We start from the raw sequence: 23,402 nt of genomic DNA, 5'->3' as shown, positions 1-23,402 counted from the left end.
AGGTGTGCACAGGCCGCGCACAGTACGCGGCGTTGATCGACTCTGTCACACGGCCGGAGGATGTTCGGTGGCCCTGAACAACACGTACGAGGCACGGCTGGTCCAGCAGGAGACCGCTGTCGGAGCGGGTGTCCAGATCCTGCTGCTCGCCCTGCTCGGCAGCGCGATCGGCATGGGACCCGCGGGCTGGCTGACCGGCCTGGCCTTCGCCCTCGCCACCTGGGCGGTGCTCTCCAGGGCCCTGCACCGCACGCGGCCGCGCTCCTTCGGACCCGCCAACCGGGTCACGCTCGGCCGTTCCATCCTGGTCGGCGGGGTGACCGCGCTGGTCGCCGACTCCTTCCAGAGCCCGCCGCCGCTCACCCTCCTCGTCGGACTGACGGCGGTGGCCCTCATCCTCGACGGCGTCGACGGCAAGGTGGCCCGCCGCACCGGCACCTCGACCGCGCTGGGCGCGCGCTTCGACATGGAGGTCGACGCGTTCCTCATCCTGGTGCTCAGCGTGTACGTCGCGATGGCGCAGGGCCCGTGGGTGCTGCTGATCGGCGGCATGCGCTACGCCTTCGTCGCCGCGGCCCGGGTGTGGCCGTGGCTGAACGCCCCGCTGCCGCCGAGCACGGCCCGCAAGACGGTGGCCGCGCTGCAGGGCGTGTTCCTGCTGCTGGCCGCCTCGGGCCTGCTGCCGTACGCGGCGCAGCTCGGCGTCGTGGCCACGGCGCTGGCGGCGCTGGTGTGGTCGTTCGGGCGGGACGTGCTGTGGCTGTGGCGGACGTCCCGGGTTCAGGCGGCCGCCGGGGCGACGGAGGACCTGGTCGCCGTCTGACGCGGCAGCAGGGCCACGGCCGCCAGCGGTACGGCGGCCAGCACGAGCCACGGCACGGCAGCCGGGAGTCCGCTGTCCAGCAGCATCCCGGTCACCGAACTGCCTGCCAGCACGATCAGGCCGGACACCGAGGACAGTGCCCCGGTGTAGAGGCCGAGCCGCCCCTCCTCGGCGAGGTCCGGCACCCAGGCGCGGGCGACGGGCGCCACGAGCATCTGGCCGAAGGTGAGCAGCACGACGAACCCGGCCACGGGCAGCAGGCCCGCCGTGCGCACCGCGGCCACGACCGCGAAGCCGGCCGCGATGACCAGCAGCCCCACCGCCATGGACCGGCGCAGGGTGAGCCGCTCCCCCACCCAGCGGGTGACGGGCAGTTGGGCGGTCACCACCAGCAGCGAGGACAGCGCGAACAGCCAGGCCAGCGGCGCCTGCGAGCCGGCCACCCGCTCCACCTCGGCGGGCAGCGCGAGATAGAGCTGGTTGTAGGCGAGCAGATAGGCGCCGTACGCGCAGCACAGGGCGAGGAAGCGCCGGTTGCGCAGCATCGGGCCGATGCCGCCGCGGACCCGGACGCGCTGCCGTCCCGGGATGTGCTGCGGGAGCAGCCAGGCGTGTCCGGCGAGGACGAGGACGAAGATCCCGGCGCCCCCGAGGCACACCGTGCGGTAGTCGAAGGACAGCAGCAGCGCCCCGAGCAGCGGTCCGACGAACGCGCCGGCCTGCCCCGCGACCGTGAACAGCGACAGCACACGGGTGCGCGAGCCGCCTTCCTGTTCGTGGACGACGGCCTGCCGGGCGACCTCGGACTCGACGGCGGGCGAGAACAGCGCGGCGGCGAACCCGATGAGGAGTACGGCGCCGATGACGGCCCAGGTCCGCTCGGCGAACCCCAGCCAGGCGAACCCGGCGATCCGCAGGGCGCAGCCGGCCAGCACCACGGGCCGGATGCCGTAGCGGTCGGCGAGCGCCCCGCCGACCACGAACAGCCCCTGCTGGCTGAAGGTGCGCAGGCCGAGGACGAAGCCGACGAGCCAGCCCGCCATGCCGACGGCCTGTCCGAGGTGTTCGGCGAGGAAGGGCAGGACGGCGAAGAAGCCGACGTTGAAGGCGAGTTGGGTGAGGATGAGCAGGCGCAGCAGCGGGGAGAGACGGGCGCGTGCGGGTGCGGGTGCGGAGGTGGATGTGGGTGCGGTTGTCATGAGGTGACCGCCAACTCCTTCGGTCGGGCCGCCGCTTCGGGGGCGCGCCACTTGGGCAGACGGATGCCTCCGGCCGCGGTCACGGCCAGCGCGCCGAGCAGGGCGAGGACGGCGGCGGGGGCGAGGACGGCCCAGGGGGCGCGCTCGGCGTAGGGCTGGTTCTCGGCCAGCAGCAGGCCCCATTCGGGCGAGGGTGGCTGGGCGCCGAGGCCGAGGAAGGCGAGCGAGGCCAGGGCCAGGGCGATGCCGGGCAGGCGCAGCAGGGCGTGGCGGGTGACGGGCGGCAGGACGGCGGGCAGCAGTTCGTACCGCAGCAGGTGGCCGCGGCCGGCGCCGAGCGCGCGGGTGGCGGTGAGGTGCAGGGCGGCGCGTTCCTGGCGGAGCAGGGCGGAGGTGTGGGCCGCGAGGGGCGCCCAGGCGACCGTGGCGACGGCGAGCGCGGGGGTGGCGGATCCGCTGCCGGCCACGGCCGTGACGAGGAGCGCCACGAGGACGGGCGGCAGGGCGGTGACGGTGTCCACGAGCGGCCCGGACAGCCGGGGCGCGAGTCCGAGCAGGACGCCGCTGAGCAGAGCGACCGCACCGATCGCCAGGGCGAGCAGCAGGGTGTCGAGGGCGCCGTGGGCGACCCGGGCGAGGACGTCGCGGCCGAGGGCGTCGGTGCCGAACGGGTGGGCCGTGGACGGCGGTTGGAGGCGGGCTCCGGTGTCGAGGGCGAGCGGGTCGCGGGGCAGGCCGAGGGCGACGACGCCGAGCAGGACACCGCCGTAGAGGAGGGGCTGGAGGGTGCGGGAGGGTGGGGTGGGGCGGTGCAGGGTGGGCAGGGCTCCGTCGCGCAGGGCGGGGCCGGTGAGGAGGCGGGTGCCGAGGCGGGCGAGGCCGGAGGCGGTCGCGGCGAGGAGGACGAGCAGCAGGGCGCCGGCCTGGAGGACGGGGAGGTCCTGGGCGAGGGCGGCCTGGAGGGTGGTGCGGCCGAGGCCCGGGATGTCGAAGATCTGCTCGACCGCGACCGCGCCGCCGGTGATGCCGACCACGAACAGGCCGGTGTTGGGCAGGAGTCCGGGCAGGCCGCGGCGCAACGCCTGGCGGGCGATCCGCCGGCCGGGCAGGCCGCGGGCGGCGGCGGCCAGTGCCCAGGGTTCGGCGAAGGCGCCGGGCAGCAGGTCGTCGAGGAGCCGGCCGAGGACCGCTCCGGCGGGCAGGCCGAGGGCGAGGGCGGGCAGCACCGTCCACTGCGGCCCGTACCAGCCGAGGGCGGGCAGCCAGCCGAGCTGGACGCCCACGACGGTGGCGAGCACGGTCGCGGTGAGGAACTCGGGCAGTGCGGCGAGGACCGCGGAACCGGTCCCGGCGCGCCGCCCGTCGAGCCGCCGCCGCGCGCCGAGGCGCAGGGTGCGGGCGCAGATCAGCGCGGCGGTGGCGAAGGCGACCACGAGGGCCGCCGCCATCAGCAGCAGGGAGACGCCGAGGGCCCGGAACACCTCGGGCGCGACCTCGCCGCCGGACAGCCAGGACCGTCCGAGGTCCCCGTGCCACAGTCCGCCCGCCCACTGCCCGAGCAGGTGGAACGGGCCCGCGTCCAGGTCGAGTTGGGCGCGGATGTCCGCGAGCACCTCGGGCGTGGGATCGCGGTCCGCGGAACGCGCCTTGAGCACGGTGAGCGCCGGGTCGGTGTGCGAGACCCAGGGCAGTACGCCGATCGCGCACACCAGGGCGACCGCGATCCCCGCCCGCCACAGGAGCGCGCCTGCCTGCCGTCGCACGGGTCAGCGCCGGGTGCCGATGCCGACGAGGGTGCGCTCGTACGGGTCGAGGAGCGCGCCGCGCACGGAGCCGCCGACGCCGGTGATGATCCGCTGGTGGACCAGCGGGACGACCGCGTCGGTGCCGAGGATCCGCGCCTCGGCGGCCATCGCCGCGTCCTGCCGCTTCGCGGTGTCGACGGCGTCCTCGGCCCGGGCGACGGCCCGGTCCACGCCCTTGTCGCACAGCTGCGCGATGTTGTAGCCGCCGTCGCAGGCGAAGTCGCCGGCGAGGACGGAGACGGGGTCACCGGTGTCGACGAGGGTGTTGCGGGCGAGGACGAACGCGTCGAACTTCCCTTCCAGCGCCTCGCTCTCCAGCCGCGAGTACTCGCGCACCTCCAGGGTGACGTCGAACCCGGCCTTCTCCAGTTGCTGCTTGAGCACCTGGGCGACCTCGGGCAGCTCGGGCCGGTTGTCGTAGGTGGCGAGGGTGATCTTCGTGCCGTCCGGGCCGGTGGCCTTCGCGCGCCCGACCGGTGCGGTGCGCTTGCCCTCGGCCCAGGTGACGGCGGGGCCGTAGATGCCGGTGCCGGCGTCGGCGTATCCCTCGTAGACATCGTCGGCGAGGACGGAGGTGTCGACGGCCTGCCGTGCGGCGGCCCGCAGTCCGGCGTCCTTGAACGGGCCCGACCCGGTGTTGAGCAGCAGGCTCGTGGTGCGGGTGGTGGCGGTCGCCTTGCGCAGGCCCTTGTCGAGGGTGGCGGCCTGGGCGACGGGTATCGCCTCGGCGAGGTCGATCTGGTCGGTGCGCAGCGCGCTGGTACGGGCGGTGCCGTCGGCGATGAACTTCACGTCGATGCCGGGGGCCTGGGCGCGGCCGCCCCAGTAGTCGTCGTAGCGGTCGAGGGTGGCGGCGGTGGAGCCGAGGACCTTGGTGAGTTCGAAGGGTCCGGTGGCGGTGCCGACCGGGTCGACGCGGTCGCCCCTGCCGTAGGCCTTGCCGGCGAGGACGGCGAGGGAGGGGCTGGACAGGCGCAGCGGCAGGATCGGGTCCGGGTCCTCGGTGGTGATCGCCACGTCGGTGGTCCCGGCGGCCTTGGCGGTGAGGCCGACGCCGGACAGGGCGGCGGGCGCGGGCTTGGCCCGGGTGGCGTGGGTGAGGGAGGTGACGACGGCGGCCGGGGTGACGGGGGTGCCGTTCTGGAAGGTGGCCTCGCGCAGGGTGAAGACCCAGGTGCGGTCGTTCTCCCGGCGCCAGGAGGCGGCGAGGGCGGGGGCCGCGGCGCCGTTGGCGTCCAGGGCGGTCAGGCCCTCGGTGACGCCGAGGCGGCTGAGGATCGTGGCGTCGGCGCCGTACGGCGAGAGGTTCTCGGCGGGCGGGAAGGCGAGCGCCACCCGCAGCCGGGCGCCGCCCTCGGCGGCGTCGGAGGAGTCGCCGCCGGAGGAGGCGAAGCAGGCGGTCAGGGCGGGAGCGAGCGCGAGGGCGAGGAGGAAGCGGAGTCGGCGCACGGTCGTTCTACCGTCCCATCGGTATCTCGAAGTGGACGACGCCGTGACCGTCGGCGTCCTCCCGCTCGTCGTGCACGACCTTGCCGATCGACCGCCAGAACGCTTCGGCACCCGGCACGGAGGGATCCGTGTGCAGGTATACGGCCTCGTAGCCGCCGTCCGCCGCGGCGAAGGCGAGCAGCTCGTCGACGAGCCGCCGGGCGAGCCCGCGCCTGCGGTGCCCGGGGCGGACGTAGACGCGCCGCAGCTGCGCGGTCCGCCCGGAGGGGTAGCGCTCGGCGAGTTCGCGCGGGTTCGGCGGGTGGGCCGGTCCGCGGGAGTCGAGGGCCGCGGTGGCGACGATCTCTCCGTCCGGGGCGACGGCCACCAGGAGGGTGTGCCGGTCGGAGGCCAGGTAGGCCGCGGCGGGGTCGATGATGTCCTGGTGCCAGCGGGGCACGTAGCCGCTGCCGAGGTCTCGGTAGACGGTGTCGAGCATCACGGCCCGGGCAGCGTCCAGATCTTGGGGGCTCGCCGCCCTAATGCTGTAGTCACGCACTTGCACATCATATGCAAGAGGAAAGGCGGGGCGATCACACCCCCTTCCGCGGGCGCACGGCCTGACATATGAACCGCCATTCATATGGACATGACTATCATTACTATTTACACTGGCCGTACGACGACGTGAGCGCCGGGAGGTGATCGGCCGTGGGCGGCAGGACGACACGGCAGCGGGCCGCGGTCCTGCGGGGTCTGACCTACTGTCAGGAATTCGTGTCCGCCCAGGAGTTGCACACCCTGCTGACCGCCGACGGCACCCCCATCGGCCTGACGACCGTCTACCGTGCCCTGCGCGAACTGGAGGCGTCCGGCGGCGTGGACGTCGTCCGCGACGAGGTCGGCGAGCGGCTCTACCGCAGACGGCCGGACGACGGGCACCGCCACTACCTGATGTGCCGCTGCTGCGGCCGCAGCAGACCCGTGGACTCCGAGGTCGTCGAGCAGTGGGCCGGGCGCATCGCGGCGGACACCGGCTTCGCGGCCGTCGAGCACACCGTCGAACTCACCGGCATCTGCACCGACTGCCAGCCCTCCGGACACGAGGGAGACGCCCCCTGCCAGTGGGACCGCCTGCCGGACCCACAGGGCGCCAACTCGTCTTGATCCAGGGCGAGTTCACCACCCGGCCGATTTGACAGCGCGGCCCGCCCCACCCAATCTGTGCTCATGAAATCCATTTCCAACAGGAGCCGCTAGCGATGCGCGTTGCCTTCGTCGGCAAGGGCGGCAGCGGCAAGACCACCCTGTCGGCCCTCTTCTCCCGTCACCTCGCGCGCTCCGGCGCTCCGGTCGTCGCGATCGACGGCGACATCAACCAGCACCTGGCCCACGCCCTCGGCCTCGACGAGGACGAGATCTTCGCCGCTCCGCCGCTCAGCGCGCGCACCGGTGAGATCAAGGACCACCTGCGGGGCACCAACCCGCGGATCCCGTCCCGGGACGCCATGGTCAAGACGACCCCGCCGGGACGCGGCTCCCGGCTGCTGCGCCTGCTCGGCGACGACGAGATCCACTCCCACCACGTCCAGCGGGTCGGCGGGGTGCCGCTGATGGTGACCGGCGCCTTCGACGAGCGCGACCTCGGGGTGGCCTGCTACCACTCCAAGCTCGGGGCCGTCGAGCTGTACCTCAACCACCTGGTGGACGGCCCCGGCGAGTATGTCGTCGTCGACATGACGGCCGGTGCCGACGCCTTCGCCTCCGGCCTGTTCACCCGCTTCGACATGACCTTCCTGGTCGTCGAACCGACCCGCAAGAGCGTCTCGGTGTACCGCCAGTACCGCGACCACGCCGCCGAGTTCGGGATCCCGGTCGCCGTGGTCGGCAACAAGGTCACCGGCGAGGACGACCTGGACTTCCTCCGGAGCCACGTCGGAGACGGGCTGGTCGCGCACTGCGTGCAGTCCGGCTTCGTGCGCGCCCAGGAGCAGGGCCGCGGCCACGACGGGCTGGAGCCGCACAACGCCCGCGCCCTGGACCTGCTCCGCGAGGCCGTCGACGCACGCCCCAAGGACTGGGCGGCCTTCCAGCGGCACGCCGTGGAGTTCCACCTGCGCAACGCCGCCGCCTGGGCCAACGAGGCCACGGGAGAGGATCTCGCCGCGCAGGTCGACCCCGACTTCCGGCACGGGCCCGCGGCGCTGGCAGCCCACGCCTGACCTACGCGGACCACGCCTGACCTCCGCGGCCCGTGTCTGCCTTCGCGGCGTGTGCCTACCTTCGTGGCCTGTGCCCGCCTTCGCGGCGTGTGCCTGCCTTCGTGCCCGCGCCTGACCTTCCACGGGCACGGCCGACGCGGTGACCGACGGTCAGCGGACGCGGACCCGGACCCGAGCCCGCGTCCGCTGACCGCGGCACGGGGTCAGAGCCGCGCGGCCCGGGCCTCCCTGGCGGACGGCGGTGCCGCCAGGCGTCCCGCGCGATGCAGGCCGTACAGCGCGGCCGCGCACGCAAGTCCGAGTGCGCACAGGGTGATCCACGGCAGGGCGGGCAGCCCGGCGGCGCGGGCGGCGTCGAGCGCGGCACCCGCGCCCAGGTTGCCCACGGTGATGCCGATACCGCAGATCGTGTTGTACAGCCCGTAGTGGGTGGCGACGAGACGATCACCGGAGAGGCGGACGATGGTGTCCATCTCGAACGGGTAGGCGATCATCGTGCCGACGGCCAGCAGCAGCGCGGCCAGCGTCGGCGGCAGCGCCGCGAGCAGCCACAGGCCGGTCCCGGACTCCGGTACGGGCACGGCGGTGGCCGCGGCCAGGGGAACGAAGGCGAGCCCCATGACCGCCAGCCCCCGCACGAGCGCCTGCCCGGGCTCGTACCGCGTCCTGCACCACGCCGTCACCCGCGTCTGCCCGAGGATCGTGCTCAGCCCGGACACCGCGAAGAGCAGCGCCACCGCCACGGTGCCGAACTCCCCGTCCCCGCCGAGCCGGCGCACCTCCAGCGGCAGCGCCAGATAGACCTGGAAGGTCAGGACGTACGAGCCGATCATGGCGACGGAGAACAGCAGGAACGGCCGGTTGGCGAGGACGGCACGCCACTGCGCGAGCACGCCGCTCTCCCGCCCCCCGGCGCCCTCGGCCCGCCGGGCGGGCAGCGCGCGGATCTGCACGACGCTCAGCAGCGCGAAGATCCCGGCCGCCACCAGGCAGGTGACCCGGAAGTCCACCCCGGTCAGCACCATGCCGACCAGCGGGCCGAGCAGGATGCCGGCCTGGTAGAAGACGTTGAACAGGGCGAACGCCTCGACCCTGCGCTCCCCCGCGTCGGCCGCGAGGTACGCCCGTACCGCCGGGTTGAACAGGGCCCCGGCGAGGCCGGTGGCCGCCGACGCGGCGAGCAGCGCGGGCAGGGAGCCGACCAGCCCCAGCGTGGCGAAGCCGAGGGTGCGCAGCACGCAACCGGCGACGATCATCGGCTTGTAACCGAACCGGTCGGCGAGCGTCCCACCGACCAGGAACATGCCCTGCTGGCTGAAGTTGCGCACGCCGAGGACGAGTCCCACGATCCAGCCGGCCAGCCCGAGGGTGCCGGAGAGGTGGGCGGCCAGGTACGGCATCAGCATGTAGAAGCCGAGGTTGATGGTGAACTGGTTCACCATCAACAGCCGGACGCTGCGGTCGTACGACCCGACCTGGGTGAGCAGCCCCTTCACCGGTCCTCCTCGGCGGCGCGCGGGCCGAGGGGATCGACGACGGCCGTGCACCGCGTCCACCGGGTGACCTCCTTCTCGTCCAGGCGGCCGAGCAGGTCGGGTTCGGGGGCCGCCGGGTGCTCCAGCAGGCCGTGGGCGGCGCAGTAGTCGTCGTCGTAGACCGTCCCCAGGTAGCGCTGCGGGCCGTCGGGGAAGATCGCGACGATCCGGGCGTCCGCGGGCATCGTGCGGGCCAGCCAGCCGGACACCAGCGCGACCGCGCCGACGCTCCAGCCGCCGGTGGCGTAGTGCGAGGCGGCCAGTTGGCGGCACGTCCACACCGCCTCGTGCGGGGCCACCCAGTGCACCTCGGAGAACTGCTCGTAGGCGACGTTGCGGGGGTGGATGCTGGAGCCGAGGCCGCGCATCAGGCGGGGCCGGGCGGGCTGGCCGAAGATCGTCGAGCCGGTCGTGTCCACCCCGACGACGGTCAGCTCCGGATAGAGCTGGCGCAGGACGCGGGAGACGCCCGCAGAGTGGCCTCCGGTGCCGACACTGCACACCAGCACGTCGATGTGGCCCATCTCCGAGGCGAGTTCGAGGGCCAGCGGGGTGTAGGCGGCGACGTTGTCGGGGTTGTTGTACTGGTCGGGGCACCAGGCGCCGGGGCACTGCTCCAACAGCCGCTGCACGCGCTCGCGGCGGGCCTGCTGCCAGCCGCCCGTGGGGTGCGGCTCGGAGACCACGTTGACCTGGGCGCCGTACGCCGTCAGCAGCCGGGTCATGGACAGTTCCAGCCCCGGATCGGTGACCAGGGTGACCGGGTGGCCGTACACCATGCCGGCCAGCGCAAGGCCCAGGCCGAGGGTGCCGCTGGTGGACTCGATGATCCGGCCGCCGGGCCGCAGATCGCCCCGGGCCCGGGCCCGCTCGACCATGTGGAGCGCCGGCCGGTCCTTGATGCCGCCGGGGTTGAACCCTTCGAGCTTGGCCCAGAAGCCGCGCCCGGCCGGAGCCAGTGGCTCCGACACTCGCAGCAGCGGGGTGTTGCCCACCAGCCCGGAAAGGGCGGACCGGTCCGGGGTGGGTGCGGCCTTCGTCGATGACTGCATGTCCGTGTTGTCACTCTCGCTCGATGAATGGGGGGTGCGGGTTCATCTCGCGCGCCGGGCGGGGCGTACGGACCGTGGGTCCGCGTGCACGGCCGTGGGCGCGCGGCAGCCGGTGAGTGCGGCCGGCTGCGAACGGGCTTCTAGATCCGCCAGCGCGAGGTGCGGACGAGCGCCGCACGGCCGGTGCGCGCGCCGCGACGTCTGCGCAGCGTGTACGGCCGGGCGAGAGGTCTGCCGATCACCAGGGACACGGCCACGAGTACGGCCGGGGCCATCGCCCCGAGCGGGAGATCCTCGGCCGCCTGGGCCGCCGTACGGGCGAACGCGTCCGCCGCGCAGGCCGCGGTGTCGTGGGGGTGATGAGGGTCGTGCGGGTTGTGGGGCCCGTGGGGCTGAGGGTCCGGGGTCGTGGCCGATGCGGTCGCCGACAAGGGCAGCGACGCACGGGGCTCCTCGGGCACACCGTGCAGGACGGCGCACAGCCCGAGGGCCGTCACGAGGACGGCGCGGATCACCGTGACGCATCGACGCCACGGGGACGGGGTGCGCGCGGCTGTACGGAAGTGTGTCGGCACGGGTCCTCCGCGCCGCTGCCGCGTCTCCGGCCGGTGGGGGCGGAGCGGGGCGCGGGCATGGGTGGGGGGCAGGACGGTGTCGACGAACGTGACGGCCCGTCATGGGCATGCAGAACAGCGCTCGTCGTACTGCACGGCCGTACCGGTGACGACCGGCGGCCGGGGGAGGAAACCGCCGCGCTTCTAGACCTGCCGCACCACGGAGGCCGCTCTCAGGGCAACCGGCGACGCCGCACCGGCGGCTGACACGTACGGGGGCAAGGTGTCGTCGGTGCCGGTCGATTCGCGAACCGACGCCGCAAAGCAGGGGGACACCAGGACCGGACCCTGCTGAGGCTGCCCGGACGCACAGTGCTCACCGTGCCGGGCCGGATCATGACCGCCCCCGTGATCGGCGGCCGCCACGGCGGACTGCGGCAGCACGGAGGCGACGGCTGCCTGGTGAACTCCGTCGTGCACGGAGAAGTGCCCGCCGGCGCTCTCCCCCTGCATGCCATGCGTGAGCAGGACGCCGAACAGGAGCACGGCCAACGCCAGCACCCGCGGCAGAGAACCCGCGTCGAGGCGGGTCCTGGCCACGCGCCGGAGCGACCGAGCCGTAATCATGCCGTGATCCTAGCGGCTCCACGACGGCCGACTTCAAGGACCGATCGACTCGCTGGGCGAATGGCTTGTTTGCTGCGGCGAGCGCGCGCACGCCGGGGCCCGCGCCGCGATCAGCCGACTCCGCCACACCCCCACGAAACGACTCGTGCGGGCCGAGCTCAGCTCGACCCGCACGAAGTGGTCATACGGTTTGTGGGAGGTTTGTCGTTTGTTTGTGTCCGAGGGGGGACTTGAACCCCCACGCCCGATAAAGGGCACTAGCACCTCAAGCTAGCGCGTCTGCCATTCCGCCACCCGGACTAGGTGTCTGCCGCCTTGCCGGGGGTGTTCCCGGCGGCGACATGGACAACAATACCAAGGTTTCGGAGTGCCTTTCACCTGCATATCCGTGCGCTCGGGGGCCTCCTGCGCGGTCCCCGGAGCGAGCCGGCCAGGCGGTGTCGCGAAGAGTGACCGGCCTGTCACCGGGAGGTTCTGGGCGAAGGTGGAGAACTTGTCGTGGGGGCTGAGGACGGGTCGTTGTCAGTGGTGAGTGCTTCACTGGTGAGCAGTCGGACCCGAGGGGTGCAGCCTTCAGGTGAGACCGGCGAGTCGGAGCAGGAGTGACTTCACATCGGTGGCCGCGACGCGGTCGCCGACAGCGCGGGGGGTGGAGCAGATGAGGAGCGGACCTTCGTCGTCGTTCGCGGGAAGGCGGCCGTGGCTGCCGCGAATAGGTGAGGGATCCAGGGGGACGACCGCCATCCGGTAGCGCAGGCCGAGTTTCTTGCGCGCCAGGGCTGCGGCGGCCTTGACCTTGACGTAGGGGTCGAGCGGGTCCATGAAGAGTTCGACCGGGTCGTAGCCGGGTTTGCGGTGGATCTCGACGAGTCGCGCGAAGTCGGGCGCGCGGTCGTCGTCGAGCCAGTAGTAGTACGTGAACCAGGCGTCCGGCTCCGCGACGGCGACGAGTTCGCCGGAGCGCGGATGGTCGAGGTGGTGGGCCTTCTTGCCCTCGTCGTCCAGGAGTTGCTCGATGCCGGGCAGGCCGTCGAGGGCGGCCCTGGTCGCCTCCAGGTCTTCGGGGCGGCGTACGTAGACGTGGGCGATCTGGTGGTCGGCGACGGCGAAGGCGCGTGAGGCCATCGCGTCGAGGTACTCCATGCCGTCCTGGGTGTGCACCTCCAGCAGGCCCGCGCGGCGCAGCGCGCGGTTGATGTCGACGGGGCGGTCGGCGCGCGTGATGCCGTACTCGGAGAGGGCGACGACGGTACGGCCCTCGGCTCGGGCGTCGTCCAGGAGCGGGGCCAGGGCGGTGTCCAGGTCGGCGGCCGCCTTCAGGGAGCGCGGATCGTCGGGGCCGAAGCGTTGCAGGTCGTAGTCGAGGTGGGGGAGGTAGCAGAGGGTCAGGTCGGGTCGGCGGGTGCGGATGATGTGGCGGGTCGCGTCGATGATCCAGCGGCTGGAGACGATGTCGGCGCCGGGGCCCCAGAAGTGGAAGAGCGGGAACGTGCCGAGTTTGTCGGTGAGTTCGTCGTGCAGGGCGGCGGGGCGGGTGTAGCAGTCGGGTTCCTTGCGGCCGTCGGCGTAGTAGATCGGGCGGGGGGTGACGGTGTAGTCGGTGTCGGCGCCCATGGCGTACCACCAGCAGATGTTGGCGACGGTGTAGCCGGGGTGGGCGCGGCGGGCGGCGTCCCAGAGTCGGTCGCCGGCTACCAGGCCGTTGTGCTGGCGCCACAGCAGGACCTCGCCGAGTTCGCGGAAGTACCAGCCGTTGCCGACGATGCCGTGCTCGGACGGGTGGGTGCCGGTGAGGAAGGTCGACTGGGCGGCGCAGGTGACGGCGGGCAGGACGGTGCCGAGCGGGGCGCGGGAGCCGGCCTGGCCGAGGGCCTTGAGGTGGGGCATGTGGTCGAGGAGGCGGGGGGTGAGGCCGACGACGTCGAGGACGAGGAGCGGGGTGGGGGGGTTGGGGGCGCTCATGGCAGTTCCTTGAGGCCGAGGTCCGACAGCAGGTCGCGGGCCAGGGTGAGTTCGGCGGCGATGCCGTCGGCGAGCTGGGCCCGGGTGGTGGGGCGCAGTTCGGGCGGCAGGGCCTGCCAGGTGTAGGTCTCGACCTCCAGGTGGCGGGTGAGCGGGTGCGGGCCGCCGACGAGCCGGGTCAGGGCGGTCTTCAGGACGGGGAGTGTGGAGGTGAGGGGCGCTGTGGGGGCCGCGTGCAGCGGAACGTGGAAGTGGGCGCGCCAGGGGGCGGCGTCGGGGAGCACATGGCCGGCGAGGGCCTCGCCGAGGTCGTCGGTGCCGCGCAGACCGGCGGCGGTGGAGGTGCGGGTCTGGTGCAGGAAGCGGGGTTCGTCGAAGGCGGCGAGGGCCTCGCGGACCTCGGGGAGGTGCGGGTGTTCGGCGTGCAGCGCGGCCGAGAGCTGGGACTTGACGAGAGGGACGCGGGCCGCGGTGAGTGCGTCCAGGGCGGTGTGCGGATCTTCGAAGGAGGTGGCGAGGTGGCAGATGTCGACGCAGATGCCGATGCGTTCGTGGCCGACCGCGGTGAGCGGGGCGATGGCGTCGGCGGTGGTCTCGACGGTGCAGCCGGGCTCGGGTTCGAGGCCGACGCGGATGGAGCGGCCGGTCAGTTCCTGAAGGGCGTCGAGGCGTTCGGCGAGGGTGCGCAGAGCGGTGTGGGCGCCGTCCGTGGGCCGGGTGCGCCAGGCGAGCGGGAGGGTGGAGATGCTGCCCTCGGTGACGTCGTCCGGGAGGAGACGGGTGAGGACGCGGGCCAGGGCGGTGGTGTGTTCGAGGCGCTCGGGGTCGGTCCAGTCCGGTCGGTAGACGCGGTACTTGACCTCTCCGGCGCCGAAGCCGTCGTAGGGGAAGCCGTTGAGGGTGACGACCTCCAGGCCGCGGCGGTCGAGTTCGCAGCGCAGGCCGCGCAGGGCGGAGGGGTCGGTGACGAGCGCGTCGGCGGCGTTCTTGGCGAGCCACAGGCCGATCCCCAGCCGGTCGCGGCCGAGGCGGCGGCGGACGGGTTCGCAGTGGTCGCGGAGTTGGGCGAGGACGCCGTCGAGGGTCTCCGCGGGGTGGACGTTGGTGCAGTAGGCGAGGTGGACGGTGGAGCCGTCGGGGTGGCGGAAGCGCATGGCTCACGCCCCGCCGCGGAGGATCGAGTTGCCCTCGTGGGTGGCGTCCGTGGCGGTGACGTCCAGGTTGAGCCGGCCGCTGAGCCCGTAGAAGGCGACCGGGTTGCGCCACAGCACGCGGTCCACGTCGTCCTCGGTGAAGCCTTCGGCCAGCATCAGGTCGGCGACCCTGCGGGTCTTGAGGGGGTCGCTGCGGCCCCAGTCTGCCGCGGAGTTCACCAGGATCTGCTCGGGGCCGTAGGCGCGCAGGATCGCGACCATCCGCTCCTCGTCCATCTTGGTGTCGGGATAGACGGAGAAGCCCAGCCAGCAGCCGCTGTCCTTGGCCTCCTTGACGGTGGTCTCGTTGAGGTGGTCGACCAGGACGCGGTCCGGGGGCAGTGCGGACTCCCGGACGACGTCGAGGGTGCGGCGCAGGCCGGCCGCCTTGTCGCGGTGGGGGGTGTGCACGAGCGCGGGCAGTTCGTGGTCGGCGGCGAGCTGGAGCTGGGCGGCGAGGGCGGTGTCCTCCGCGGGGGTCATCGAGTCGTAGCCGATCTCGCCCACGGCCACGACCTGGTCCTTGACGAGATAGCGGGGCAGTTCGTCGAGGACGGGCAGGCAGCGCGGGTCGTTGGCCTCCTTGGGGTTGAGGGCGAGCGTGCAGTGGTGGGCGATGCCGTACTGGGCGGCGCGGAAGGGTTCCCAGCCGAGGAGGGAGTCGAAGTAGTCGAGGAAGGTGGCCGGCGAGGTGCGGGGCTGGCCGAGCCAGAAGGAGGGCTCGACGACGGCGCGGACGCCCGCGGCGTGCATGGCCTGGTAGTCGTCGGTGGTCCTGGACGTCATATGGATGTGGGGGTCGAAGATGCGCATCAGGACTCCTTGCCGTGGGGGTGGACCGAACCGTGCGGTGGGAGGGGGGAGTCGGTCTCGGTCAGGGCCAGGACGCGGTACAGGTCCTCGGGTACGGGACGGCCCGCGGCGGTGCGTTCGGCGGCGTAGTCGCGGAGCATGCGGGCCAGTTCGGAATCCGCGTGGGCGCGTCGGTCCAGGTCGGCCACCGTGTCGACGGGCACGCCGGTGAACAGGCACTTCAGGACGGCGTGGCGCCACTGGTGGACATCGAGGTGCCGGGCGGCGTACGGGCCGACCGCGGCGGTCAGGAGCCTGGTGTCGTTGGTGCGCAGGGCGTCCTCGACCAGCGGGAGGGCGTCGGGGCCCGGTACGAGGTGGGGCAGGGCGTACAGGACGGCGCGGCGTTCGGCGCCGGTGCCCTGGTAGTAGACGCGGGTGACGGCGTCCGCGTCGGCTCGGGCCGCGTGGAGGATGAGGACACGGGCGGCGTCGGCGTACTCGGCTCCGCAGCGGCGGCCGGCCTCGGCGAGGCGCAGCTCCCAGACGGAGATGGGCCCGTGGGCGCCGGGGTGGGCCGCGGCCTCGTCGAGGGCCTGGTCGAGCCAGGCGCGGGCGGCTCCGCCGAGCCGGTCGGCGAGGTGGCCGTGCAGTTCGGCCGGCGGGGTGAGGGCGAGGGTGGCGCCCTCGGGTGCCGCCGCCGGGGTGCCCGTGGCGGAGTGCGGGTGGGTCATGCGGAGCTCCCTTCGGGGGTGGCGGAGGGATCGCCTGGGCGTGCTGGTGCGGTGCGCGCGGCGGTGGCGGCGCGGCGGAGGAACGGGAGGGAGTGTTCGGCGAAGTGGGGGCCGGCGTGGGAGTGGCGGGGCAGTTCGACGACGGTCGGGCCCTGGTAGCCGGTGGCGGCGAGGGCCGCGAGCACGGGCGGGAAGTCGATCTCGCCGTCTCCGAAGGGGAGGTGTTCATGGATGCCGCGGCGCATGTCCTCGATCTGGACGTGGCGCAGCCAGGGGGCGGCGGCGCGGACGCAGTCGGCCGGGGACAGGGGTTCGAGGCACTGGCAGTGGCCGATGTCGAGGGTGAGGCCCAGGCGGTCCGGGTCGCCGAGGGTGTGCCGGAGGTGGTGGAAGTCGGCGAGGGTGGCGAGGAGGTGGCCGGGTTCGGGTTCGACGGCGAGTGGGACCCCGGCGGTGGCGGCCGCGTCCAGGACCGGGGTGAGGGACTCGGCCAGTCGCTTCCATGCGGTGTCCGGGTCCGTGCCGTCCGGGGTGATGCCGCTGAAGCAGTGCACGGCGTGGGCCCCGAGGTCCGCGGCGACCCGGACGGCCCGCAGCAGCAGGTCGACGCGCCGGGCGCGGGCGTCCGGGTCCGGGTCGAGCAGCGAGGGCCCGTGTTTGCGGCGCGGGTCGAGCACATAGCGGGCGCCCGTCTCCACGGTGACCGCGAGCCCGAGCGCGTCCAGCCGGTGCGCCACACGGCGGGTGCGGGCGGCGAGGTCCGGGGCCAGCGGATCGAGGTGCATGTGGTCGAGGGTCAGGCCTACGGCGTCGTAACCGAGGTCGGCGAGGAGGTGGAGGGCGTCGTCGAGGCGGAGGTCGGTGAGGCCGTTGGTGCCGTAGCCGAAGCGGAGAGGGGTGTCGGTGGGGGCGCTGGTGCGTGCGCCGGGAGTGGGGTGGGGTGCTGAGGTCACGTGATGCTCACCTTCCTCGCGAACCTGCGGGCGAGCGGAGTGAGGGCCATGACGAGCACGGCGGTGGCGCGGGCGCCGGAGCGGGCGGAAAGCGCCGCCTGCAGAGGGACCGTGGCGCGGATGCCGCCGCCGACGGCCCGTTGGGTGAGGGGAGGCGAAGGGTTGAGGGCGGCGTGGAAGTAGGGGCGTGCGGCGGTTGCCGCGTAGGCGGCGGAGAGGGCGGTGCGGAGGATGCGGGTCGACGGGAGGGTGGTGTGCGGGGTGTGGGGGGCGGGCGCGAGGGGCGGTAGCGGGGGGCGGGCCGCCCCGGATGTGGGGGCGGTCGTTGCTCGACCGGGGGTCGGGGTGGGGGTGGCCGGGTGTGGTTCGGGTCGGTGAGCTGGGGTTTCGGTGCCGGTGGTCGGAGCCGTTCGCAGGCGCGGTCCGGGGTGACCGGTCAGGGGGGCGGCCGGCGTGCGGTGCGGGGTGGGTCCGGGCCGGAGCAGGTTTGTCAGCAGGGCCGTTGCGGCGAGGGCCGCCAGGGGGGTCAGGGAGGAGCCGCCCTGGGTTTCGTTCCGGGAGACGGCTGTCACCGCGAGGGTGTGGGTGCCGAGGAGGGCGGCTGAGGGGAGGGCGGTGCGGGTGCGGCCGGTGGTGGCCGCCGCGCCCAGGAGCAGGTCCAGGGCACGGGCGGCTGCCATGGCCACGGGGCCTGCCGGGGTGTGCTTCAGCTTGAGGTCGTAGGCCCAGACCGTGGCGGCGAGGGGTGCGGCGACGGCCAGGGCGGGGCGGCCGGCGCGGGCGGCCAGGGCCAGGCCGGTGCCGGTGAGCGCGCAGGCCGCCGTGAGGGCGGCGGCCGGTCGGACACGGCCGGACGGGAGGGGGCGGTGCGGGCGTTCGGCCGCGTCCTCGTGGCGGTCGGCCCAGTCGTTGAGGGCCATGCCGGCCTCGTACAGGCACAGGGAGGAGCCGATGGCGAGCAGGGTGCGGGGGTTGGGGGGTGCGGCGGTGGCGGCGGCGCCGGCCAGGGCGTCGCCGGGGACGGTGAACAGGGCGGGCAGGCGCAGGAGTTCGGCCCATGCGCGGAGCGATTCGCTGGAGGGGGCGGGTGGGGTCGTCCTGTCGCTGCGGCGCCGTTGTGGTTGGTCGCGCAGTTCCCCGCGCCCCTTTGGGGCGCTGCCGAGCCCGAGCGTCATGCCAGTCCTTCCTCAGCGCCTCGCGCACGCTCAGCACCACTGGCTCTCTTGGCCCCGCTCGCTTCCTCGGCCCCGCTCGCTCTCTCGGCCCCGCTTGCTTCCTCGGACCCGCTCGCTCTCTCGGCCGCGCTCGCTTCCTCGGACCCGCTTGCTTCCTCGGCCGCATCCGCTTCCTTCGCCCCGCCGGCGCGGCCGGCCGAGCCCGCTCCCCCGGCCGCGCCCAACCGCCGGGCGAAGTCGAGCAGTTCGGCGTACTGGTCCGACAGGGCGGCCGGGGCGTCTCCCACGGGGTCCTTGAAGTAGAAGGCCAGGGGGGTGAGCGGGCCGGAGAGGGATTTCTCGTGGGCGCGGGCCGTCAGGCGGGCCAGGTCCAGGATCAGGGGGGCGGCCAGGGCGGAGTCGCAGCCCTGCCAGATGGTCTGGAGGACCATGCGGGTGCCGAGGAATCCGTCGAAGGCGATGTGGTCCCACGCGGTCTTCCAGTCGCCGAGGGCGGGGACGTCGTCGATGTGGACCTCGCCCTGGGGGACCTCTCCGAGGACGTCCGCGAGGACCCGTTCCTTGCCGGCGTTCTTCGCCGCCGCGGCGGCGGGGTCGGCGAGGGCCGCGCCGTCGCCGCCGCCCAGCAGGTTGGTGCCGGACCAGGCGCGCACCACGAGGGCCCGCTGGGTGAACATCGGGGCCAGGGCGGCGCGCAGCAGGGTCTGGCCGGTCTTGCCGTCGCGGCCCGCGTGGGGCAGGCCCGAGGCGGCCGCCGGGGCCGCGAGGGAGGGGTGGTGCAGGCCGGTGGACGGGGTGAAGTTGACGTAGGGGCAGCCGGCGCGCAGGGCCGCCGCCGCGTACAGGGTGCTGGGCGGGAGGGCTCGGCCGGTCGGCTCGGGTTCGGTGGAGGCGACGTTCACCACGACCGCCCGCGCCAGGCCCCGTCGTCGTACGAAGTCCTCGATGTCGGAGGCGAAGGCGGTGATCAGTTCGTTCTCGGTGCGGGTGTCGCCGGGGAGGGGGCCGCCCGGCCTGATCTCCTCGTCCGCGGCGGCCAGTTCGGCGGCGACGGCGGAGGGGAGGCCCGGGGGCAGGACGCCTCCGGCGGCGAGTTCCTCGGCGCGTTTGGGCAGCGGGCAGTCCACCGTGTCGTGGCCGCCGAAGACGAGGGAGGCCAGGGGCGGCAGACCGCAGTCGGTGAAGGGGGGGGTCTCGGTGACCATGCCCGTGGGCGGTTGCAGTCCCGCTGCGACGGCGGCGCAGCCCGCGACGGTGGTGGTGGCGACGGAGCCGCGCGCCCCGATCAGCCACACGCCGACGGACGGACGGGAGAGGGATGCGGACATGAGCAGCCTCCTTGTCGTGCGGTTCCGGCGCCGGGGGTGGTGGACGGCGGGCGGGGGTCCGGCGTCCCCCGCCCGCCGCCGCTCAGTCGCCCTTCACGGGCAGTTCCTTGTTCAGGGGCAGTTCCTTGTTCAGGGGCAGTTCCTTGATCCGGATGTCGCGGAAGGACACCTGGTCGTCGGCTCCGTGGTTCTGGATGCCGACGTGCCCGTCACGCAGGCTCCGGGCCGGATCGGAGTTGGTGAAGTCGTTGATCTTCACGCCGTTGAGCCAGACGCGGAGGCGTTCGCCCTCCACGCGGATCTCGTAGGTGTTCCACTCCCCCGGCGGGTTGAGCGCCCGGTCGCGCTCGGCCAGGTCGGCGGACTGGAAGCCGTAGACCGACCCCGTGGTCCTCTCGGGGACGTCCGTGGCGTCGATCTGGATCTCATAGCCGTTGTTGACCGCCGACCACGGGTCGTCCGAGGGCGGGAATCCCACGAACACACCGGAGTTGTCGTCTCCGTCGACCTTCCAGTCGAGCTTCAGCGAGTAGGCGCCGAAGCTCTGGTCGGCGTACCAGAGCAGGCCGAGGCCGCCGGTGGTGGTGAGGGTGCCGTCGGCGCCGAGTTCGAAGGAACCGGGCCCGGCCTGCCGCCAGCCGGCGAGGGATGCGGCCGTGCCGTCGAAGAGCGGGCGGTAGCCGTTCTCCGGGCGGCAGTCGGCCTGGGCGGCGCCGGTGGTCCAGCGCAGCCCGCCCAGCAGATGCTGCCGGAAGGCGGGGTCGGCGTAGGACTCCTTGGTGTGGCCGCCGCCGGTGTAGAAGGCGCGGCCGCCCTGGTAGGTGTGGCACCAGGCGATCGGGTGGTCGCCGTTCATGCTGCCGCCGCTGTAGGACGACTCGTCGAGGGAGGCGAGGACGTGGACGTGCTCCCTGGGGTTGGAGCGGTAGTCGTACCACTCGTCGGTGCGGTTCCACGCGGCGGGCAGATGGGCGGTGGCCGGATGGGCGTGGTCCTCGACGTCGACGGTCGCGGGCTGGATCGCCGGGTGCGACCGGAAGTACGCCCCGACGACCCCGCCGTAGAAGGTCCAGTCGTACTCGGTGTCGGCGGCCGCGTGGACGCCCATGTAGCCGCCGCCGTGGCGCATGTAGCGTTCGAAGGCGCGCTGTTGCGTGTCGTTGAGCACGTCTCCGGTGGTCGACAGGAAGACGACCGCGTCGTAGCGCCGCAGGTTCCGTGCGGTGAATGCGGCGGCGTCCTCGGTGGCGTCGACCGTGATGCCGGCCGTCGCGCCCAGTTCCTTCAGGGCGGCCACGCCGTCGGGGATCGAGTCGTGGCGGAATCCGGCCGTCTTGGAGAAGACCAGCACCCTGTCGTCGGCGGAGGGCTTGGACTCGGCGGGCCCGGACATGCAGCCCAGGAGCAGGGTGGTGCCGGTGAGCACCGTTGTCAGTCGGCCAGTTGATCGCATCCGGTTCTCCCTCCTCAGCCGGTGGTGAAGGTGAAGTCGTCCACGTCGAACAGGGCGCCCGTGCCCGCTCCCTTGAAGACCAGGTAGAGCGTGGTGGTGCCGCGCGGGGCGCGGGACAGGTCGGTGGTGACGTCCTGGAAGTTCTCCCAGCCGCCGGTCACCGGCACGGTCGCCCTCCCGAGCAGGGTGCCGGTCGAGGAGCCGGCGCGGAACTCCAGTGTCCCGCCGGCACCGCCGGACGACACCCGTGCCGTCACGGACTTCGCGTCGCTCAGGAGGTACGGCGTGAAGGAGATCCAGTCGCCGTGGTGGATGTCGCCCACGGTGTTGCCGCCGTGCGCGGTGTCCTTGGCGATGACGGAGACCCCGGAGCCGTTGCCGAAGTGCTCGGCCTGGCGCTGCTTGGGCTGAAGGACGTTCTGGTCGTGGGTGGTCAGCGGGGCCTGGCCGCCGCCTCCGTCGGTGTACTCGGCGTCGAAGACCCCGAAGATGTTGGCGTTGGGGTCGTGGCCGCCGTCGGCGGTGGTCTGGAGGGTGCCGGTGCAGCCGTTGGCGGAGGTCACCGGGTGGCCGTGGCTGTCGTGGCCGAGGATGAAGGTGACCTTGACCTTGGCGCAGTCGATGGTCCGGTCCTCGGGGTCGGTGACCCGCACCTGGAACGGGATGGCGTCGCCGAAGCTGAACAGCTGCCCGTCCCGCGGGAGTTCGAGCGTGACCTGGGGCGCGGTGTTGCCGACGACGATCCGCAGGCTCGCGCTGCCGGAGCGCCCCGAGGGGTCCTGCGCGGTCAGGGTCGCGGTGTAGGTGCCGTTCGTGCGGTAGCGGTGCGTCGGGTTCGCGGCGGTGGAGGTGGCGCCGTCGCCGAAGTCCCAGTGGTAGGTGAGCGCGTCGCCGTCCTGGTCGGTGGTGCCCTCGGAGGAGAAGCGCACCCTCAGCGGCGCGGTTCCGGAGGTCCGGTCCGCCGAGGCCTGCGCGACCGGGGCGTGGCTGCCGGTGGCGTTCTCGATGCGGTACAGGGCGGAGTGCTCGTCGCCGCCGAACCAGGAGGTGCCGTAGTCGAGGACGTACAGCGCGCCGTCGGGGCCGAAGGCCATGTCCATGATCTGGGTGCCGGTCCAGGGCACGTCGTTGATGGACTGTACGGCCCCGTCGGCGTCGCTGGTGATGCGCTTGATCCAGCGGCGGCCGAACTCCCCGGCGAAGAAGTCGCCGTCGTAGGCCTCGGGGAACTTCACCGGCGAGTCGAGCGCGGGGTCGTAGCGGTAGACCGGGCCGCCCATCGGGGACTCAGAGCCGGTGCCGAACTCGGGCAGGGAGCCGCCGTCGTACGGGATCCAGGCGGGCTGTGCCGGGGGCAGGTCGGTCAGTCCGGTGTTGTGGGGCGAGGTGTTCTTCGGGGCGTCGCAGTCGAAGGCGTCGCCGGACCGGCCGGTGGCGAAGTCGTAGTCGACGTAGGCATCGTTGTCGCCGGTGCAGTACGGCCAGCCGAAGTTGCCGGGGCCGGTGACGCGGGCGAACTCGACCTGGCCGGCGGGTCCGCGGGAGGGGTTGGCGGTGCCGGCGTCGGACCCGTAGTCGCCGACGTAGAGCATGCCGGTCTTCTGGTCGACGCTGAACCGGAACGGGTTGCGGAAGCCCATGGCGTAGATCTCGGGCCGTGTCCGGTCGGTGCCGGGCGCGAAGAGGTTGCCCTCGGGCACGGTGTAGCCGCCGTCGGCGTTGACCTTGATGCGAAGGATCTTGCCGCGCAGGTCGTTGGTGTTGCCGGCGGAACGCTGGGCGTCGAAGGCCGGGTTGCGGTTCGCGCGTTCGTCGATCGGGGTGAAGCCGTCGGACTGGAACGGGTTGGTGTCGTCGCCCGTCGACAGGTACAGGTTGCCGGCCGCGTCGAAGTCGATGTCGCCGCCGACGTGGCAGCAGATGCCGCGGGAGGCCGGCACGTCGAGGATCTTCGTCTCGCTGGCCTTGTCGAGGGTGCCGTCGTTCTTCAGCACGAACCGGGAGAGCCGGTTGACGCCGTCGAAGGGTGCGAAGTCGGCCGCGGTGCCGGTCTCGGGGGCGTCGCCGGCCGGGGTGTTCAACGGGGGTGCGTAGTACAGGTAGATGAAGCGGTTGGTGGTGAAGTCGGGGTCGACGCCGATGCCTTGGAGGCCCTCCTCGTCGTGCGTGTACACGTCGAGCTTGCCGGCGAGGCTGGTGTTGCCCGCCGCGTCGGTGAGGCGGAGTTCGCCGTCGCGGGAGGTGTGCAGGACCGAGCGGTCCGGGAGGACGGCGAGCGACATGGGCTCGCCGACCTCCGGTTCGCCCTTGGCGAGGGTGACCTGCTGGAAGTCCTCGGCGGCCGCTTCGTCGGCGTCGGCGACGGCCCGGGGTGCCGCGAGGGTCAGGGACGCTCCGGCGAGGAGTGCGCCGGTGAGCAGCGCGATCGTCTTGCGGAAGCGTCGTCTGTGGGCCTCGGCTCTGGCTTTGCCGGTGGTGTGTTCGTTCCCGTGCACGGATGCCTCCGGAATGGGGCCGGTTGTACGGGCGGGTGCGGACGCCGGGATGCGCCGTCATCCCGGAGCTTC

Annotated in this window: 20 protein-coding genes and 1 tRNA gene; 3 read left to right on the top strand and 18 right to left on the bottom strand. The window is 73.2% G+C overall.

Translation table 11 applies throughout. The features are described 5' to 3' along the window. Window positions 1-67: 67 nt before the first annotated feature. A complete protein-coding gene (locus ICC28_RS34420; RefSeq protein ID WP_188292738.1) occupies window positions 68-823 on the top strand; it encodes a CDP-alcohol phosphatidyltransferase family protein in 756 nt (251 codons plus the stop codon). Here ICC28_RS34420 and ICC28_RS34415 read toward each other — a convergent pair. From ICC28_RS34415 to ICC28_RS34400, 4 genes are read right to left on the bottom strand one after another with little or no spacing between them, the layout of a single operon-like run. Further along, a complete protein-coding gene (locus ICC28_RS34415) occupies window positions 781-2,022 on the bottom strand; it encodes an MDR family MFS transporter (RefSeq protein ID WP_188292737.1) in 1,242 nt (413 codons plus the stop codon). The genes ICC28_RS34420 and ICC28_RS34415 overlap by 43 nt on opposite strands. Further along, entirely contained in the window at window positions 2,019-3,785 is a 1,767-nt protein-coding gene (locus tag ICC28_RS34410) for an ABC transporter permease subunit (protein ID WP_188292736.1), read from the bottom strand. The genes ICC28_RS34415 and ICC28_RS34410 overlap by 4 nt, the downstream gene beginning before the upstream one ends. A 3-nt stretch (window positions 3,786-3,788) precedes the next feature. Beyond that, entirely contained in the window at window positions 3,789-5,276 is a 1,488-nt protein-coding gene (locus tag ICC28_RS34405) for an ABC transporter substrate-binding protein (protein WP_188292735.1), read from the bottom strand. Between the two features lie 7 nt (window positions 5,277-5,283). Continuing rightward, window positions 5,284-5,814, bottom strand: a complete 531-nt coding sequence (locus ICC28_RS34400) for a GNAT family N-acetyltransferase (RefSeq protein ID WP_282703933.1) — start codon at window positions 5,812-5,814, stop codon at window positions 5,284-5,286. A 152-nt stretch (window positions 5,815-5,966) separates the two neighbouring features. Here ICC28_RS34400 and ICC28_RS34395 point away from each other — a divergent pair, with 152 nt between their 5' ends. Together ICC28_RS34395 and ICC28_RS34390 are read left to right on the top strand one after the other, a co-directional pair. After that, window positions 5,967-6,422, top strand: a complete 456-nt coding sequence (locus ICC28_RS34395) for a Fur family transcriptional regulator (protein WP_188292733.1) — start codon at window positions 5,967-5,969, stop codon at window positions 6,420-6,422. A gap of 95 nt (window positions 6,423-6,517) precedes the next feature. Continuing rightward, window positions 6,518-7,477: an adenylyl-sulfate kinase gene (locus tag ICC28_RS34390; RefSeq protein ID WP_188292732.1), complete on the top strand. Its 960-nt coding sequence runs from the start codon at window positions 6,518-6,520 to the stop codon at window positions 7,475-7,477. A gap of 203 nt (window positions 7,478-7,680) precedes the next feature. On the opposite strand, the gene ICC28_RS34385 is transcribed toward ICC28_RS34390, so the two are convergent. From ICC28_RS34385 to ICC28_RS34320, 14 genes are all read right to left on the bottom strand, one after another. Beyond that, the gene (locus tag ICC28_RS34385; protein WP_188292731.1) at window positions 7,681-8,973 is read right to left on the bottom strand and encodes an MFS transporter; all 1,293 of its coding nucleotides are present in this window, start codon (window positions 8,971-8,973) and stop codon (window positions 7,681-7,683) included. After that, window positions 8,970-10,064 carry a PLP-dependent cysteine synthase family protein gene (locus ICC28_RS34380; RefSeq protein WP_188292730.1) on the bottom strand — a complete coding sequence of 365 codons (1,095 nt, stop codon included), beginning with the start codon at window positions 10,062-10,064 and terminating at the stop codon, window positions 8,970-8,972. Before ICC28_RS34380 ends, ICC28_RS34385 begins: the two co-directional genes overlap by 4 nt. Window positions 10,065-10,204: 140 nt before the next feature. Beyond that, complete coding sequence (locus ICC28_RS34375; protein ID WP_317454148.1) at window positions 10,205-10,639, bottom strand: hypothetical protein; 435 nt, start codon at window positions 10,637-10,639, stop codon at window positions 10,205-10,207. 183 nt (window positions 10,640-10,822) lie between these two features. Then, the gene (locus ICC28_RS34370) at window positions 10,823-11,245 is read right to left on the bottom strand and encodes a hypothetical protein (protein WP_188292729.1); all 423 of its coding nucleotides are present in this window, start codon (window positions 11,243-11,245) and stop codon (window positions 10,823-10,825) included. A gap of 215 nt (window positions 11,246-11,460) precedes the next feature. Beyond that, window positions 11,461-11,545: transfer RNA gene (locus tag ICC28_RS34365), tRNA-Leu, on the bottom strand. 273 nt (window positions 11,546-11,818) lie between these two features. After that, window positions 11,819-13,207: a nucleotide pyrophosphatase/phosphodiesterase family protein gene (locus ICC28_RS34360; protein WP_188292728.1), complete on the bottom strand. Its 1,389-nt coding sequence runs from the start codon at window positions 13,205-13,207 to the stop codon at window positions 11,819-11,821. Then, window positions 13,204-14,361, bottom strand: coding sequence for a metabolite traffic protein EboE (gene eboE, locus ICC28_RS34355; protein ID WP_188292727.1), 1,158 nt, complete (start codon window positions 14,359-14,361; stop codon window positions 13,204-13,206). The genes ICC28_RS34360 and eboE overlap by 4 nt, the downstream gene beginning before the upstream one ends. Window positions 14,362-14,364: 3 nt before the next feature. Beyond that, on the bottom strand, window positions 14,365-15,213 hold the full coding sequence (locus ICC28_RS34350) for a TatD family hydrolase (protein WP_188292726.1): 849 nt from the start codon (window positions 15,211-15,213) through the stop codon (window positions 14,365-14,367). Continuing rightward, the gene (locus ICC28_RS34345; protein ID WP_188292725.1) at window positions 15,213-15,926 is read right to left on the bottom strand and encodes an EboA domain-containing protein; all 714 of its coding nucleotides are present in this window, start codon (window positions 15,924-15,926) and stop codon (window positions 15,213-15,215) included. The genes ICC28_RS34350 and ICC28_RS34345 overlap by 1 nt, the downstream gene beginning before the upstream one ends. After that, window positions 15,923-16,879, bottom strand: coding sequence for a sugar phosphate isomerase/epimerase family protein (locus tag ICC28_RS34340; RefSeq protein WP_188292724.1), 957 nt, complete (start codon window positions 16,877-16,879; stop codon window positions 15,923-15,925). Before ICC28_RS34340 ends, ICC28_RS34345 begins: the two co-directional genes overlap by 4 nt. Further along, the gene (locus tag ICC28_RS34335) at window positions 16,876-18,054 is read right to left on the bottom strand and encodes an SCO3242 family prenyltransferase (RefSeq protein ID WP_188292723.1); all 1,179 of its coding nucleotides are present in this window, start codon (window positions 18,052-18,054) and stop codon (window positions 16,876-16,878) included. Before ICC28_RS34335 ends, ICC28_RS34340 begins: the two co-directional genes overlap by 4 nt. Continuing rightward, window positions 18,051-19,382, bottom strand: a complete 1,332-nt coding sequence (locus ICC28_RS34330) for an inositol-3-phosphate synthase (RefSeq protein ID WP_223190265.1) — start codon at window positions 19,380-19,382, stop codon at window positions 18,051-18,053. Before ICC28_RS34330 ends, ICC28_RS34335 begins: the two co-directional genes overlap by 4 nt. 82 nt (window positions 19,383-19,464) lie before the next feature. Beyond that, window positions 19,465-20,835, bottom strand: a complete 1,371-nt coding sequence (locus tag ICC28_RS34325) for a ThuA domain-containing protein (RefSeq protein WP_188292722.1) — start codon at window positions 20,833-20,835, stop codon at window positions 19,465-19,467. 14 nt (window positions 20,836-20,849) lie between these two features. Further along, a complete protein-coding gene (locus ICC28_RS34320) occupies window positions 20,850-23,330 on the bottom strand; it encodes a PQQ-dependent sugar dehydrogenase (RefSeq protein WP_188292721.1) in 2,481 nt (826 codons plus the stop codon). Window positions 23,331-23,402: the final 72 nt, after the last annotated feature.

The organism is Streptomyces sp. TRM68416 (assembly GCF_014596915.1).
GTDB lineage: Bacteria > Actinomycetota > Actinomycetes > Streptomycetales > Streptomycetaceae > Streptomyces.
The sequence above is the reverse complement of the archived record's forward strand: the minus strand, read 5'-3'. Positions and strand labels throughout refer to the sequence as shown.

What these genes read in the sequence shown, in the direction of transcription:
- ICC28_RS34415 (WP_188292737.1), bottom strand. Translation starts at nt 2,022, where the DNA reads ATGACAACCGCACCCACATCCACCTCCGCACCCGCACCCGCACGCGCC.
- ICC28_RS34390 (WP_188292732.1), top strand. Translation starts at nt 6,518, where the DNA reads ATGCGCGTTGCCTTCGTCGGCAAGGGCGGCAGCGGCAAGACCACCCTG.
- ICC28_RS34380 (WP_188292730.1), bottom strand. Translation starts at nt 10,064, where the DNA reads ATGCAGTCATCGACGAAGGCCGCACCCACCCCGGACCGGTCCGCCCTT.
- ICC28_RS34370 (WP_188292729.1), bottom strand. Translation starts at nt 11,245, where the DNA reads ATGATTACGGCTCGGTCGCTCCGGCGCGTGGCCAGGACCCGCCTCGAC.
- ICC28_RS34360 (WP_188292728.1), bottom strand. Translation starts at nt 13,207, where the DNA reads ATGAGCGCCCCCAACCCCCCCACCCCGCTCCTCGTCCTCGACGTCGTC.
- eboE (WP_188292727.1), bottom strand. Translation starts at nt 14,361, where the DNA reads ATGCGCTTCCGCCACCCCGACGGCTCCACCGTCCACCTCGCCTACTGC.
- ICC28_RS34350 (WP_188292726.1), bottom strand. Translation starts at nt 15,213, where the DNA reads ATGCGCATCTTCGACCCCCACATCCATATGACGTCCAGGACCACCGAC.
- ICC28_RS34345 (WP_188292725.1), bottom strand. Translation starts at nt 15,926, where the DNA reads ATGACCCACCCGCACTCCGCCACGGGCACCCCGGCGGCGGCACCCGAG.
- ICC28_RS34335 (WP_188292723.1), bottom strand. Translation starts at nt 18,054, where the DNA reads ATGACGCTCGGGCTCGGCAGCGCCCCAAAGGGGCGCGGGGAACTGCGC.
- ICC28_RS34330 (WP_223190265.1), bottom strand. Translation starts at nt 19,382, where the DNA reads ATGTCCGCATCCCTCTCCCGTCCGTCCGTCGGCGTGTGGCTGATCGGG.
- ICC28_RS34325 (WP_188292722.1), bottom strand. Translation starts at nt 20,835, where the DNA reads ATGCGATCAACTGGCCGACTGACAACGGTGCTCACCGGCACCACCCTG.